Genomic DNA, 15,732 nt, shown 5'->3' on the forward strand with positions numbered 1-15,732 from the left:
GTCAACTGCGCAGGCCAGCATCGCCTGTGGGCAAGGTAGTGGTTTTGACCTGGCGTTATTTTTAATGAAAGGAACCATAATGAAACTACACATTACTGTACTGGCGTCATCTCTGGCGCTGGCGATGCCGGCACTGGCGAAAGATATTCCCCTGTCCCAGGCGGAGTCGATAGCGAAAAGCGTGACGCCCGACTCGGCGAGCGTCGCCTTTAATGACCTTGAGGCTCAATGGCTGACACAGTTGCGTAAGGCATTACAAGGCGATACCGCCGCGTTGACTCGCGACGCCCTGGCTCAGATGCGACAGAATTCCATCCAGGCGGATAATGCCTGGTTACAGGCTAGCGGTTATGATTTTCATACTACTGAGAATCAACAGATGGGGATTACCCTACTTTCCGCCTTCAATACATTGCCGGAAGCAGTATTGAAAGACAATCTGGCGACGGTGACGGCGATTAATCACGATGCCGATGTTAATACCCGTCACCAGGCGCTGGCGGATGCGGAAAGCGTGGAGTATCTCTATTTCCTGAGCGACGCAATGGGGCCGCGGCTGGGGCGGGCATTTCTCGCCGCTTATGATAAAGGTGAGTTGGGCAAAGCGGCAGCGTTGATTAAAGCCTCGGAAGTCAGCACCGGCGCGGCGAAAAAATATTTTCATTACCCGCGTCCTTACCAGGTGCCGGGTAATACTATCCATCTGACGCCGGATGATGTGGTGGTAAAAGATGGTCATCCTTATACCGCAGGTGGCGGTGCTTTCCCCAGCGGACACACGAATACCGGTTATACGGATGCGCTGTTGATGGCGGAAATGATCCCGGAACGCTTTGATGCGCTGGTGATTCGTGGCGCGCGTTATGGCTATTCTCGCCTGGTCCTTGGCGTACACTATCCGCTGGATGTGATGGGCGCGCGGATGGTCGCGCAGCGTAATGTCGCGCATTATCTTAACGATCCGTATTACCGTACGTTATTCAACGAAGCTCGCGCTCAACTGCGTGAGGCGCTGGTGAAAGAGTGCGGTACGACGATTGTCGAATGCGCGGCATCGACCGGAAAAGACGATCCGTACCGCGATCCGGCCATGCATACCTTCTACCGCTTCACCATGACTTATAACCTGCCGCAACAGAAAGGCGAGCATCAGCCGTTGAAAATACCAAAAGGCGCCGATGTTCTGCTACAGACAGCGCTGCCGAACCTGTCGCCAGCGCAGTGTCAGGCGTTAATGGAAGAGACGGCGTTACCGGCAGGATATCCGTTGTCGGGCGAGACCGAGGATCAACAGTTCTGGCAGCGTCTGGATCTGTCCGCTGCTTACGAGATGGCGAGAAAAACGCGCTGACGTTGTCACCCGGCTTATAAAACGTAAGCCGGGATGATGTTAAAGGGGCGGCTTATTGCAGCGATACCCACGTCTGTACGCTGTCCATCATTGAAATTCCCCTTACTATCCCCCATTCTAGATCTCATCGCGAGAGCGCCAAAAGCGCGCTCCACTCACCTTCTTCTACAGGACTGCGCATATGACCAATCCATTACTAACGTCTTATTCACTGCCGCCTTTTTCTGCAATTAAACCGGAGCATGTGGTGCCTGCGGTCACCAAAGCGTTGGCCGATTGCCGGGCGGCGGTAGAAGGCGTTGTGGCGCATGGCGCGCCGTATAGCTGGGAAAACCTCTGCCAGCCGTTGGCGGAAGCCGACGATGTTCTGGGGCGTATTTTCTCGCCAATTAGCCACTTAAACTCGGTGAAAAATAGCCCGGAGCTGCGTGAAGCCTACGAACAGACGTTGCCGCTGCTGTCGGAATACAGCACCTGGGTTGGCCAGCATGAAGGGTTGTACAACGCGTACCGTGACCTGCGCGACGGCGATCATTACGCCACTCTGAATACCGCGCAGAAGAAAGCGGTTGATAACGCGCTGCGTGATTTTGAACTGTCCGGCATCGGCCTGCCGAAAGAGAAACAGCAGCGTTACGGCGAAATCGCCACTCGCCTGTCTGAGCTGGGCAACCAGTACAGCAATAATGTGCTCGATGCCACCATGGGCTGGACGAAGCTCATCACCGACGAAGCCGAGCTGGCGGGAATGCCGGAAAGCGCGCTCGCCGCCGCTAAAGCCCAGGCGGAAGCCAAAGAGCAGGAAGGTTACCTGCTGACTCTGGATATCCCGAGCTATCTGCCAGTGATGACCTACTGCGACAACCAGGCGTTGCGTGAAGAGATGTATCGCGCCTATTCCACTCGTGCCTCCGACCAGGGGCCGAACGCCGGTAAGTGGGATAACAGCCCGGTGATGGAAGAAATTCTTGCGCTGCGCCATGAACTGGCGCAACTGCTGGGCTTCGAAAATTATGCCCATGAGTCACTGGCCACCAAGATGGCGGAAAATCCGCAGCAGGTGCTCGATTTCTTAACCGATCTGGCGAAACGCGCCCGTCCGCAGGGGGAAAAAGAGCTGGCCCAGCTGCGCGCCTTCGCCAAAGCCGAATTTGGCGTTGAGGAGCTGCAACCGTGGGATATCGCGTACTACAGTGAAAAGCAAAAACAGCACCTGTACAGCATCAGTGATGAGCAGCTACGCCCGTACTTCCCGGAAAACAAAGCCGTGAACGGCCTGTTTGAAGTGGTGAAACGTATTTACGGCATCACCGCCAAAGAGCGTACTGATGTTGATGTCTGGCACCCGGAAGTGCGTTTCTTCGAACTGTATGACGAAAATAACGAGCTGCGCGGCAGCTTCTACCTTGACCTGTACGCGCGCGAACACAAACGCGGCGGGGCGTGGATGGACGACTGCGTCGGCCAGATGCGTAAAGCGGACGGCACATTGCAAAAGCCGGTCGCTTATCTGACCTGTAATTTCAACCGTCCGGTGAACGGTAAACCCGCTCTGTTTACCCATGACGAAGTGATCACCCTGTTCCACGAGTTTGGTCATGGCCTGCATCATATGCTGACCCGCATTGAGACCGCCGGGGTCTCCGGTATCAGCGGCGTGCCGTGGGACGCGGTCGAACTGCCAAGTCAGTTTATGGAAAACTGGTGCTGGGAGCCGGAAGCGCTGGCGTTTATTTCCGGCCACTATGAAACCGGCGAGCCGTTGCCGAAGGAACTGCTGGATAAAATGCTGGCGGCGAAAAACTATCAGGCGGCGCTGTTTATTCTGCGTCAGCTGGAGTTCGGTCTGTTTGATTTCCGTCTGCATGCGGAATTTAATCCGCAGCAAGGAGCGAAAATTCTTGAGACGCTCTTTGAAATCAAAAAACAGGTCGCCGTGGTGCCGTCACCGACATGGGGCCGTTTCCCACATGCGTTCAGCCATATCTTTGCTGGCGGCTATGCGGCAGGCTACTACAGCTATCTGTGGGCCGACGTACTGGCGGCGGACGCTTATTCCCGCTTTGAGGAGGAAGGCATTTTCAACCGTGAGACCGGTCAGTCGTTCCTTGATAACATCCTGACTCGCGGTGGTTCTGAAGAGCCGATGGAACTCTTTAAACGCTTCCGTGGCCGTGAACCACAGCTGGATGCGATGCTGGAGCATTACGGGATTAAAGGCTGATTTTACGTGCAAATCTGCTTAATGGATGAAACGGGCGCCACAGACGGCGCCTTATCTGTTCTGGCTGCCCGCTGGGGACTGGAGCATGACGAAGACAACCCGATGGCGCTGGTATTGACGCCGCAACATCTGGAGCTGCGCAAGCGCGACGAACCGAAGCTCGGCGGCATTTTCGTCGATTTTGTCGGCGGCGCGATGGCCCATCGACGTAAGTTCGGCGGCGGGCGCGGCGAAGCGGTGGCGAAAGCCGTTGGTATCAAAGGCGATTATCTGCCGGACGTGGTTGATGCCACGGCCGGACTGGGGCGCGATGCGTTTGTGCTGGCGTCCGTCGGTTGCCGCGTGCGGATGCTGGAGCGTAATCCGGTGGTCGCCGCGTTGCTCGACGACGGCCTGACGCGCGGCTACGCCGATGCGGACATTGGCGGCTGGCTTCAGGAGCGTTTGCAGCTGATTCATGCCTCAAGCCTGACGGCGCTAACCGATATCACGCCGCGCCCGCAGGTGGTCTACCTCGATCCGATGTTTCCTCACCGGCAGAAAAGCGCGCTGGTGAAGAAAGAGATGCGGGTATTTCAGTCGTTGGTGGGGCCGGATCTCGACGCCGACGGACTGCTGGAACCGGCGCGTCAGTTGGCGACCAAACGCGTGGTGGTTAAACGTCCCGATTATGCGCCGCCGCTGGCGGATGTCGCGACGCCCAACGCCATCGTCACCAAAGGCCACCGGTTTGATATTTATGCCGGAACCCCTCTGACGGAGTAACGGATTGCCCGATGGCGCTACGCTTATCGGGCCTACGATTCTCAATTATTTGTAGGCCGGATAAGGCGTAAGCCGCATCCGGCACTGAGTATTACTGTTCGGTATCTGGCGTATTAATCATCCGGTTTAACCACGGCACCATAATGGCCATCACCACGGTGACCGCCAGCGTTACCAGACCAATTTTGCTAAAGACGCCGGTATAAATTGGCAGCGTCTGTAACGGATCGGTGATGTTTTCCGGTACGGCAGTGAAGGTCGCCACATAACCGCCGAGCAGGAAGGCGGCGGCCTGGGTCAGGAACCACATTCCCAGAATAAAGCCCATCAGATGCTGCGGCACCAGAGCGGCGACCATTGCCAGTCCCAGCGCGCTAATCAGCAACTCGCCCAGACTCTGGAACAGATACACCAGCACGATAAACCACGGCGACGTCAATCCTTGCGCATCGGCAAACCACATCCCGGCGGCGGCGGCGGTCAGAAAACCCAGCGCGCAGAGGAACATGCCGAGCGTAAACTTCATCGGCATAGTCAGATCTTTGCCTTTGCTACCCAGTCGGGTGTAAATCGCTGCCAGTACCGGACTGGCGACGACCACCCAGAATGGGTTCAGCGCCTGAAAACTCACCGGGTTAATGGCGAATCCAAGAATTTCATGATGCACGTTATTAATCGCAAAGAAGTTCAGTGAGGTAGGCATCTGCGCATACAGAATGTAAAACAGCACGGCTTCAATCATCAGAATAAACGCCACGAACATTTTATTGCGGCCGGTTTTATCCAGACGAAACGCTTCGCGAAAGAAGAAAATAGTGACGACGATAGAAAGGACGATGAGCACCAGATTGGCAATCTTAACGTTGTGCATCAGCCAGGCGCAGAGGAAAATCATGACGACGGTGCCGAGTAGTACCAGCAGCAAATTGCGAAAACGTAGCGGTTTATGATCCGGTTCAGAACCGATATTTTTCACCATGCCACGGCAGGCGAAGTACACCAGAAGCGCAACAATTAAACCAGCGCCGCACAGATTATAGGTCACCGCATAGCCAAATTTATCGGCAATCACCGGCGCCAGCGATAGCGATAACAAAGAACCGATGTTAATCGACATATAAAACAGGGTGAAAGCGCCATCCAGCCGGGGATCTTTAGGCTGATAGCATTTAGAGAGCAGGCTGGCGGGATTGGCTTTAAATAACCCGTTGCCCACGGCAATCGTACCCAGTGCGATAAAAATCAGATCGGGATTTAATAGCGACATGCCGGTCATAAAATAGCCAATCGCCAGCACAATCGCGCCCAGGACCAGGGTGCGTTTAGTCCCTAACAGATGGTCGCCAACATAGCCGCCGATGGAGATCAGGCCATAAACCAGCGCCGCAAAAGCGCCAAAAGTAATAAAGGCCTGTTCCTGAGAAAAACCCAATTGTTTAACGAAAAAGACCGCCAGGATGCCCTGGACGCCGTAATAGCCAAATCGTTCCCATAATTCTACAAAAAAGATCATGAAAAATGGACGAGGTTGCTGCAGCAAGCCCGTAGGTGCAGTTGTATTCATATTCCTTCGCCTTTTAATGCCATCCCGAAACGTATGAGCGCGTATATCAAAACGCGCCGAAAAGACTTACCCTGATATAGACTGCGGTTATTAGCCTGATCAATAGGTTATTATACAAATGATACGCAAACTAATTAGTGGATCACACTAATTATGTTTGGTGTGATGGAATGATGTACTGAGTACTGCGAAGAAGGGGGGATAAACAAAACGCCCACAGAAGCGGGCGTTGTTGTTGATAACCAGAATTTGCCAGATGGTTCAGGCCAACCTGATTGACTATAGACCAGACGCGGTCTTAGCCGCCAGCCGGCACGGCAAGTATTACTCTTCTTCGTCGCGCAGCGGCACAATCAGCATGTCAACGTGAACGGTGTTGATCAGCTGGCGCGCAGAAGACATCAGTTTGCTCCAGAAGTCCTGGTGATGACCGCAAACGACCAGATCCATATCGTATTTCTTGATGGCGTCAACCAGCACCTGGCCCAAATCGCCGCTACCGCTCAGGGTTTCAGTGATAGGGTAGCCAGCGTTGGTAGACAGCTCGGTCAGCGCGTGGTGGGTTTCTTCGGAGATACGTTTCTGCATATCTCCCAGATTGACGTCAATCAGACCGGTGTACAGGTCTGAATAATTCACGTCAACGTGGATGAGGGAGATTTTCGCGTTGTAGGGGCGCGCCATAGAGACCGCTTTTTCAACCAGAACTTTACTTTCCGGGGAGAGATCAACTGCGATAAGAATGTGTTTATAAGCCATAGTGTTACTCCTTCCATAAGTTGTCGATGACCATTGAGCTACTGGCGTTTCTTATGCCGCCGCGTCACCCGCGTCCTGCGAACTCTATGCGCGGGGCTAGCTCAGCCGTTTACCATAACTATCCTTACATTATAGCGACCAGGATAATCCGTCAATCTGCCTTGCTTGCCAGTTAGTTAAACAAAATTTTCAGGGAATTGCATTGATAGTGATTAACCTTCTGGTAAAAAAATTAACTGATCTCCTACAATGTGTATAAGAGCCGTTCGAATGCGGAGCGCTAATATGGGCGGCTTTCGTAGTACTCTTTCACTGATTGTCTGGCAGGGTATCGGGGAGCGGTAGTCCCGGAGAGGAACTCCGTGGGCGGGTCGCCGGGGAGGAGATATGATAAGCACCGTCTCACTATTCTGGGCTTTATGTGTCGTTTGCATTGTTAATATGGCGCGCTATTTCTCATCGCTACGCGCACTGTTAGTGGTACTTCGTGGTTGCGATCCTTTGCTCTATCAATATGTCGATGGCGGCGGCTTCTTTACCACGCATGGTCAGCCCAACAAACAGGTGCGCCTGGTATGGTATATCTACGCTCAGCGCTATCGCGATCATCATGATGAAGAATTTATTCGCCGTTGTGAACGCGTGCGCCGCCAGTTTCTGCTGACCAGCGCGTTATGCGGTTTAGTAGTGGTGAGCTTGATTGCGCTCATGATTTGGCACTGAATAAAAAAAGCGGGCCAGTTTCCTGACCCGCTCGTATTAGATAAGCCTCCCGGATGACAGGCCTGTGTTGCTTCATCCTGACAGGCCGGATTAGCGACAGCGCTATCCGGTCCATTTGGCTTAAATAATCTTCAGGGAAAGCCAGTACAGCACGCCGGAAAGAATAATCGCCGCCGGTAACGTAAATACCCAGGCCATCAGAATGCTGGTCACGGTTTTACGCTGCAACCCGCCGCCATCAACGACCATGGTTCCCGCCACTGAAGAGGAGAGTACGTGAGTGGTAGAAACTGGCATACCGGTGTAGCTGGCAAGACCGATAGAGACTGCCGCCGTCATCTGCGCCGACATTCCCTGCGCATACGTCATGCCTTTTTTACCAATTTTCTCGCCGATAGTGGTCGCCACGCGACGCCAGCCGATCATCGTACCTATACCCAGCGCCAACGCCACTGCCATAATGATCCACACCGGCGCATACTCAATGGTGCTTAACATATCGGTCTTCAGCTTTTTCAGCAGGCGCTGGTCATCGCTGCTTACGCCAGGCAATTTCACGACTTTATCGGTCGTGTCGGAAATGCACAGCATAATGCGACGCAACTGACTACGCTGTTCAACGCTTAACTTGTCGTAGCTTTCCACGTTTGCCAGCATCCCTTTCGCACGGTTAAGCGCGTTAATGGTGTTAGCCGGATGGCAGTGGAATTCAGTCGGTTCAGTCGCGCCCGGCTCCGGAGAGGGAATCAGTTGGTCAACGCCGGTGACGGCTTTCAGCAGGTCAGGACGCTGCTCAAAGTACGTTTCGACATTGTTGATAGCATCGCGCGTACGGGTGATTTCGTAGCTGGAGGCATTCATATTGACCACGAAACCCGCAGGCGCGACGCCAATCAGCACCAGCATGACCAGGCCAATGCCTTTCTGACCATCGTTCGCGCCATGCGAAAACGCCACGCCGATAGCGGAGAGGATCAGCGCGATACGCGTCCAGAACGGCGGCTTTTTCTTGCCGTCTTTCTTTTCACGTTCGGCTGGCGTCAGGTGGATACGGGCGCGTTTCTTAGTACCGCTCCAGTAGCGGCGCAGCAAGAAAATCAGACCGCCGGCGAATACCAGACCGACAATAGGGGAGATAATGAGTGAACCGAAAATATTGATAACTTTCGGGATGTTAAGCGCATCCACCACTGACGTGCCGGTCATCATCGCATTGGTTAAACCGATGCCGATAATGGCGCCAATCAGCGTGTGGGAACTGGACGCCGGCAACCCGAAATACCAGGTACCGAGGTTCCAGATAATCGCCGCCAGCAACATGGAAAAGACCATAGCGAGGCCGTGCGCGGAACCCATGTTGAGCAGGAGATCCGTCGGTAGCATATGCACAATGGCATACGCCACGCTGAGACCCCCCAGCAAAACGCCAAAAAAGTTAAACACCGCCGCCATGACAACCGCCAGCTGCGAACGCATCGCACGGGTGTAAATCACGGTTGCGACTGCATTGGCTGTGTCATGGAAGCCGTTAATCGCTTCGTAGAACAGCACAAAAGCCAGAGCAAGCAATAATAAAAGCCCGGTATGTAAATCCAGGCCAGCAAACAAATGTAGCATAGGACGTTACGCCATTTTGAGGACATGAACGCGGCGCATTATCAGTGACTTTGGCGGCGCGGGCAAAGTGAAATATAGACTTTTTTTGATGTACTTCGTGCTTTGTTTGATATCACTAAAGAATTATCTTATATATTTCAGATAAATACCATTTTCAGGCGCTTTTCGCGCTGGTGCGACCACTGAGGAAACTTTACAATTCCCGCCCGAATTTGAGAGAGGAAGGCGACGTGGAAAGGTTTGATGCCGTTATTATAGGCGCTGGCGCAGCGGGCATGTTTTGCGCCGCGCAGGCAGGACAGGCGGGTAGCCGCGTGCTGCTCATCGATAATGGCAAGAAGCCAGGACGTAAAATCCTCATGTCCGGCGGTGGGCGCTGCAACTTTACTAATCTTTATGTTGAGCCTGCTGCGTATTTGAGCCAGAACCCCCATTTTTGCAAATCAGCATTAGCCCGCTATACCCAGTGGGACTTTATCGATCTGGTCGGCAGGTATGGGATAGCCTGGCATGAGAAAACGCTGGGACAGCTTTTTTGCGATGATTCCGCCCAACGCATTGTCGATATGCTGGTTGCCGAGTGCGACAAAGGCGGCGTAACGATGCGCCTGCGTAGCGAGGTATTGAGCGTCGAGCGTGATGAGTCGGGTTTCATACTGGCGTTGAACGGCGAGACGGTGACTACGCAAAAGCTGGTGATTGCCAGCGGCGGTCTGTCGATGCCGGGGCTTGGCGCATCGCCGTTTGGCTATAAAATCGCCGAACAGTTTGGTCTCAAGGTGTTGCCGACGCGCGCCGGGTTGGTGCCCTTTACGCTGCATAAGCCGCTGTTAGAACAGCTCCAGACGCTGTCTGGCGTCTCTGTGCCCTGCGTAATTACCGCCCGCAATGGCACGGTATTTCGGGAAAACCTACTTTTTACCCATCGTGGGCTGTCCGGCCCCGCTGTTTTACAGATTTCCAGCTACTGGCAACCGGGGGAGTTAGTGAGCATTAACTTATTGCCGGACCTCTCGCTGGAAGATGTTCTCAATGAACAGCGTAACGCGCACCCGAACCAGAGTCTGAAGAACACGCTGGCGATGCATTTGCCGAAACGGTTGGTGGAGTGTTTACAACAGTTGGGGCACATCCCGGATGTATCGCTCAGACAGTTGAACGTTCGTGACCAGCAGGCGTTGGTTGACACGCTTACGGCCTGGCAAGTGCAGCCTAACGGCACCGAAGGCTATCGGACAGCGGAAGTGACGCTGGGCGGCGTGGATACAAACGAACTATCATCGCGGACTATGGAAGCGCGCCGCGTGCCGGGTCTCTATTTTATCGGCGAAGTGATGGACGTCACCGGCTGGTTGGGCGGCTATAACTTCCAGTGGGCGTGGTCGAGCGCCTGGGCCTGCGCGCAGGATTTGGCGGCAAAACGCTAAGTACCATTACAAACAATAAGCGAATAGACATCCCGGACAGAGGTGTTAGTATCGATTTATAGCAGTTATGAGTATGCGTGTTTCATTTACGGCCAGGAACGCTGATGATGACAACATTACTCCCTCTTTTCCGGGTACCTACATCATTCACTCCCTTTGACGGCGAGCGCTTCATCGGCGTCTGTTCGTCGTCTGGCCCCTTTTCTTTTTTCATTCTTATCCCGAATGGAAACCCCCGCTGAGCGCACGCCCGGCGGACTTTGTGACACGCATGGTTAGACAACAGGGATTACGGCGGGTCGATTATGGACAAAATGAAGCGTCATCTGGTGTGGTGGGGAGCGGGGATTCTTGTGGCGGTGGCCGCGATAGCCTGGTGGATGCTGCGCCCTGCGGGAATACCGGAGGGATTTGCCGCCAGCAACGGCAGAATTGAAGCCACCGAAGTGGATATTGCCACTAAGATTGCCGGGCGTATTGATACCATCCTCGTTTCGGAAGGGCAGTTCGTTCGTCAGGGCGAGGTGCTGGCGAAAATGGATACCCGCGTGCTGCAGGAGCAGCGGCTGGAGGCGATTGCGCAGATTAAAGAGGCCGAAAGCGCGGTTGCCGCCGCCCGTGCCTTGCTGGAGCAACGCCAGAGTGAAATGCGCGCCGCGCAGTCGGTCGTCAAACAGCGGGAAGCTGAGCTGGACTCCGTCTCTAAACGTCACGTGCGTTCCCGTTCGCTGTCGCAGCGTGGCGCGGTATCTGTACAACAGTTAGATGACGATCGCGCGGCGGCGGAAAGCGCGCGCGCCGCCCTGGAGACCGCCAAAGCGCAGGTATCTGCGGCAAAAGCGGCGATTGAGGCGGCGCGTACCAGTATTATCCAGGCGCAAACGCGCGTGGAAGCGGCGCAGGCGACCGAGCGGCGTATTGTCGCCGACATCGACGACAGCGAATTAAAAGCGCCGCGCGATGGACGCGTGCAGTACCGCGTTGCGGAGCCGGGCGAAGTGTTATCGGCTGGCGGCCGGGTGTTGAACATGGTCGATCTCAGCGACGTTTATATGACATTTTTCCTGCCGACCGAACAGGCTGGGTTGTTGAAGATCGGCGGCGAAGCGCGACTGGTGCTGGACGCCGCGCCGGATCTGCGTATTCCGGCGACGATCAGTTTTGTCGCCAGCGTGGCGCAGTTCACGCCCAAAACCGTGGAAACCCACGATGAACGGCTGAAGCTGATGTTCCGCGTCAAAGCGCGTATTCCGCCAGAGCTACTGCGACAGCATCTGGAATATGTCAAAACCGGTTTGCCGGGAATGGCCTGGGTTCGTCTGGATGAGCGCGTGCCCTGGCCTGACGCTCTAAGCGTGAGGCTGTCGCAATGACGTCGCTGAAGCTGGTGCCTGTTCCTCCCGTGGCGCAGCTTGAGGGGGTGAGCCAGCATTACGGAAAAACAGCCGCGCTGAACAATATCACGCTGGACATTCCCGCCCGTAGTATGGTCGGGCTGATTGGTCCGGACGGGGTGGGTAAGTCGAGCCTGCTGTCGCTGATTTCTGGCGCGCGGGTGATTGAGCAAGGGAACGTTATCGTCCTGGGCGGCGATATGCGCGATGCGAAACATCGCCGCGACGTCTGTCCGCGCATCGCCTGGATGCCGCAGGGGTTGGGGAAAAACCTTTATCACACGTTATCGGTTTATGAGAACGTCGATTTTTTCGCTCGTCTCTTTGGTCATGACAAAGCTGAACGCGAAGCGCGTATTACCGAGCTGCTGAACAGCACCGGCCTGGCGCCGTTTCGTGACCGTCCTGCCGGGAAGCTGTCCGGTGGGATGAAACAAAAGCTGGGGTTGTGCTGTGCGCTGATTCATGACCCGGAATTGCTGATTCTTGATGAGCCTACCACCGGCGTGGACCCGCTCTCCCGCGCTCAGTTCTGGGACTTAATCGACAGTATCCGCCAACGGCAGACCAATATGAGCGTGTTGGTCGCAACGGCCTATATGGAAGAGGCGGAGCGTTTTGACTGGCTGGTGGCGATGAATGCGGGCGAGATACTGGCAACCGGCAGCGCGCAGCAACTGCGGGCAAAAACCCATAGCGCGACGCTGGAACAGGCGTTTATCGCCCTGTTGCCAGAAGCGCAGCGCCAGGCGCATAAGCCAGTGGTGATCCCGCCCTATCACGCTGAGCAGGAAGAGATTGCTATTGAGGCGAAAGATCTGACCATGCGCTTCGGTAAGTTCGTCGCGGTTGACCATGTTAATTTCCGCATTCCGCGCGGCGAGATTTTTGGCTTCCTCGGTTCAAACGGTTGCGGCAAATCGACCACCATGAAAATGCTGACCGGTCTGCTTCCCGCCAGCGAAGGCCAGGCCTGGCTATTTGGCCAGCCGGTAGACCCGAACGACATCGATACCCGTCGCCGGGTCGGGTATATGTCGCAGGCTTTTTCGCTCTATAACGAACTCACCGTGCGGCAGAATCTGGAACTTCATGCCCGCCTGTTTCATATTCCGCCAGCGGAGATCCCGGCGCGCGTCGCGCAGATGATCGAACGCTTTATGCTAACGGAGGTGGAAGATACGCTCCCCGCTTCGTTGCCGCTCGGTATCCGCCAGCGTTTATCGTTGGCGGTAGCGGTGATCCATCGCCCGGAAATGCTGATTCTTGATGAGCCAACGTCCGGCGTTGATCCGGTCGCCAGGGATATGTTCTGGCAGCTTATGGTCGATCTTTCGCGTCAGGATAAGGTGACGATTTTTATCTCGACCCATTTTATGAACGAAGCGGAACGTTGCGACCGAATGTCATTGATGCACGCCGGTAAAGTGCTCGCCAGCGGTACGCCGCAGGAATTGGTGCAACAGCGGGGCGCGGCCAATCTGGAGGCGGCGTTTATTTCCTGGCTACAGGAAGCTGCGGGAGCGGCGCCTGAAACCCCAATACCGCCATCCCAGACGCCCGCCGCGTCAGGTAAACCGTCGCGGCAGGGATTGAGCTTCCGGCGTTTGTTCAGCTACAGTCGCCGCGAAGCGCTGGAGCTACGCCGCGATCCGGTACGCTCGACGCTGGCGCTGCTGGGAACGGTAATTCTGATGCTGATTATGGGCTATGGCATCAGTATGGACGTGGAGAACCTGCGTTTTGCCGTACTCGATCGCGATCAAACCGTCAGCAGCCAGGCATGGTCGCTCAATCTGGCGGGATCGCGCTATTTTATCGAACAGCCGCCGCTCGCCAGCTATGACGAGCTTGACCGGCGGATGCGTTCGGGAGAGTTGGCGGTTGCCATTGAGATCCCGCCTAATTTTGGCCGCGATATTGCTCGCGGTACGCCAGCGCAGATTGGCGTCTGGGTGGATGGCGCCATGCCCAGCCGCGCCGAGACGGTGAAGGGGTACGTTCAGGCGATGCACCAAAGCTGGCTGCAGGAGGCGGCAAGTCGTCAGCCGAACCCGGTTAAACAGACCGGGCTGCTCAACATTGAAACGCGCTATCGCTATAACCCGGATGTGAAAAGTCTGCCCGCTATCGTTCCGGCGGTCATTCCGCTGCTGCTCATGATGATCCCGTCAATGCTTAGCGCCCTGAGCGTGGTGCGGGAGAAAGAGCTGGGGTCGATGATTAATCTGTACGTAACGCCGACGACGCGCAGCGAATTTTTGCTGGGTAAACAACTGCCGTATATCGCGCTGGGTATGCTGAACTTCTTGCTACTGTGCGCGCTGTCGGTCTTTGTGTTCGGCGTGCCGCTGAAAGGCAGCTTTCTCACGCTTACCCTCGCGGCGCTACTTTACGTCATCATCGCCACCGGTCTGGGGCTGCTGATCTCTACGTTTATGAAGAGCCAAATCGCCGCTATTTTTGGGACGTCGATTATTACCCTCATTCCGGCAACACAATTTTCCGGCATGATCGATCCGGTGGCTTCGCTGGAAGGACCGGGAAGATGGATCGGCGAGATCTACCCGACCAGCCATTTTCTGACGATCGCGCGCGGGACGTTTTCCAAAGCGTTGGATCTGTCCGATCTCTGGCCGTTATTTATGCCGTTACTGATTGCCGTCCCGGTGGTGATGGGTCTGAGCATTCTGCTGCTGAAAAAACAGGAGGGGTAATGCGCGGATTACGTAATATTTATAACCTCGGCGTCAAAGAACTGCGCAGTCTGCTGGGCGACAAAGCGATGCTGGCGCTGATCGTCTTCGCCTTTACGATTTCGGTTTACTCCTCTGCTACCGTCCTGCCCGGTTCGTTGCATCTTGCCCCTATCGCCATCGCCGATATGGATCAGTCGCAGTTGTCGAACCGTATTGTGAATAGTTTTTACCGCCCGTGGTTTCTGCCGCCGGAGATGATTACGGCAACGGAAATGGATGCCGGACTGGATGCCGGACGCTATACCTTTGCGGTCAATATTCCGCCGAATTTCCAGCGTGATGTGCTGGCCGGACGTCAGCCTGATATTCAGGTTAACGTCGATGCGACGCGCATGAGCCAGGCGTTTACCGGCAACAGTTATATCCAGAATATTATTAGCGGCGAGGTCAACAGCTTTGTGGCGCGCGCGCGGGGAGATAACGTTCAGCCGGTGTCGCTGGAGATTCGGATGCGCTTTAACCCGAATCTCGACCCGGCGTGGTTTGGCGGCGTGATGGCGATTATCAACAACATTACCATGCTGGCGATAGTGCTGACCGGATCGGCGCTGATCCGCGAGCGAGAACACGGCACGGTAGAGCATCTGTTGGTGATGCCGGTCACGCCCTTTGAGATCATGATGGCAAAAGTATGGTCGATGGGGCTGGTTGTGCTGGTGGTTTCCGGTTTGTCTTTGATGCTGATGGTGAAAGGCGTGCTTGGCGTACCGATTGAAGGATCGATCCCATTGTTTATGTTGGGCGTGGCGCTGAGCCTGTTCGCCACCACTTCAATTGGGATTTTTATGGGCACCATCGCCCGTTCGATGCCGCAGCTGGGGTTATTAATGATTCTGGTGCTGTTGCCGCTACAAATGCTCTCCGGCGGTTCCACGCCGCGCGAAAGTATGCCGCAGGCGGTGCAGGATATTATGCTGACCATGCCGACGACGCATTTTGTCAGCCTTGCCCAGGCTATTCTTTATCGCGGCGCAGGTTTGAGTATCGTCTGGCCGCAGTTCCTGACCCTGCTGGCGATAGGCGGCGTGTTCTTCCTGATAGCGCTGTTACGCTTCAGAAAAACGATTGGCACAATGGCGTAAACATTATTGCCGGATGGCGGCTGCGCCTCATCCGGCCTACAAACGACGACGTGCGAACGTAGGCCGG

11 protein-coding genes are annotated in these 15,732 nt (G+C 55.2%); 8 read left to right on the forward strand and 3 right to left on the reverse strand.

Going from position 1 to position 15,732, the window contains the following annotated elements:
* The first annotated feature begins 79 nt into the window (after window positions 1-79).
* The 3 genes from HU143_RS01230 to rsmJ all read left to right on the forward strand — a co-directional run bounded on the left by HU143_RS01230 (window position 80) and on the right by rsmJ (window position 4,340).
* Complete coding sequence (locus HU143_RS01230; protein ID WP_021000875.1) at window positions 80-1,351, forward strand: acid phosphatase; 1,272 nt, start codon at window positions 80-82, stop codon at window positions 1,349-1,351.
* 181 nt (window positions 1,352-1,532) lie between these two features.
* Complete coding sequence (prlC, locus tag HU143_RS01235) at window positions 1,533-3,575, forward strand: oligopeptidase A (protein ID WP_001582994.1); 2,043 nt, start codon at window positions 1,533-1,535, stop codon at window positions 3,573-3,575.
* 6 nt (window positions 3,576-3,581) lie between these two features.
* Window positions 3,582-4,340: a 16S rRNA (guanine(1516)-N(2))-methyltransferase RsmJ gene (gene rsmJ, locus HU143_RS01240; protein ID WP_001165127.1), complete on the forward strand. Its 759-nt coding sequence runs from the start codon at window positions 3,582-3,584 to the stop codon at window positions 4,338-4,340.
* Between the two features lie 91 nt (window positions 4,341-4,431).
* Here rsmJ and dtpB read toward each other — a convergent pair whose 3' ends face one another.
* Both dtpB and uspA read right to left on the reverse strand, forming a co-directional pair.
* Complete coding sequence (gene dtpB, locus HU143_RS01245; protein WP_001098274.1) at window positions 4,432-5,904, reverse strand: dipeptide/tripeptide permease DtpB; 1,473 nt, start codon at window positions 5,902-5,904, stop codon at window positions 4,432-4,434.
* Window positions 5,905-6,228: 324 nt separating this feature from the next.
* A complete protein-coding gene (gene uspA / locus HU143_RS01250) occupies window positions 6,229-6,663 on the reverse strand; it encodes a universal stress protein UspA (protein WP_000323565.1) in 435 nt (144 codons plus the stop codon).
* Between the two features lie 387 nt (window positions 6,664-7,050).
* On the opposite strand from uspA, the gene uspB reads away from it, so the two are divergent.
* Entirely contained in the window at window positions 7,051-7,386 is a 336-nt protein-coding gene (gene uspB, locus HU143_RS01255; protein WP_000626193.1) for a universal stress protein UspB, read from the forward strand.
* Window positions 7,387-7,506: 120 nt separating this feature from the next.
* Here uspB and pitA read toward each other — a convergent pair whose 3' ends face one another.
* The gene (pitA, locus tag HU143_RS01260; protein ID WP_000902764.1) at window positions 7,507-9,003 is read right to left on the reverse strand and encodes an inorganic phosphate transporter PitA; all 1,497 of its coding nucleotides are present in this window, start codon (window positions 9,001-9,003) and stop codon (window positions 7,507-7,509) included.
* 230 nt (window positions 9,004-9,233) lie between these two features.
* On the opposite strand from pitA, the gene HU143_RS01265 reads away from it, so the two are divergent.
* The 4 genes from HU143_RS01265 (at window position 9,234) to HU143_RS01280 (ending at window position 15,665) form a co-directional block, all read left to right on the forward strand.
* A complete protein-coding gene (locus HU143_RS01265) occupies window positions 9,234-10,430 on the forward strand; it encodes an NAD(P)/FAD-dependent oxidoreductase (RefSeq protein ID WP_001627041.1) in 1,197 nt (398 codons plus the stop codon).
* A 305-nt stretch (window positions 10,431-10,735) separates the two neighbouring features.
* Window positions 10,736-11,803 (forward strand): HlyD family secretion protein, encoded by a 1,068-nt coding sequence (locus HU143_RS01270; protein WP_000359836.1) that lies wholly within the window; start codon window positions 10,736-10,738, stop codon window positions 11,801-11,803.
* Entirely contained in the window at window positions 11,800-14,541 is a 2,742-nt protein-coding gene (gene rbbA / locus HU143_RS01275) for a ribosome-associated ATPase/putative transporter RbbA (RefSeq protein WP_000202482.1), read from the forward strand. The genes HU143_RS01270 and rbbA overlap by 4 nt, the downstream gene beginning before the upstream one ends.
* Window positions 14,541-15,665: an ABC transporter permease gene (locus HU143_RS01280; RefSeq protein ID WP_001214750.1), complete on the forward strand. Its 1,125-nt coding sequence runs from the start codon at window positions 14,541-14,543 to the stop codon at window positions 15,663-15,665. Before rbbA ends, HU143_RS01280 begins: the two co-directional genes overlap by 1 nt.
* Window positions 15,666-15,732: the final 67 nt, after the last annotated feature.

The organism is Salmonella sp. SJTUF14076 (assembly GCF_015534835.1).
Lineage (GTDB): Bacteria > Pseudomonadota > Gammaproteobacteria > Enterobacterales > Enterobacteriaceae > Salmonella > Salmonella enterica.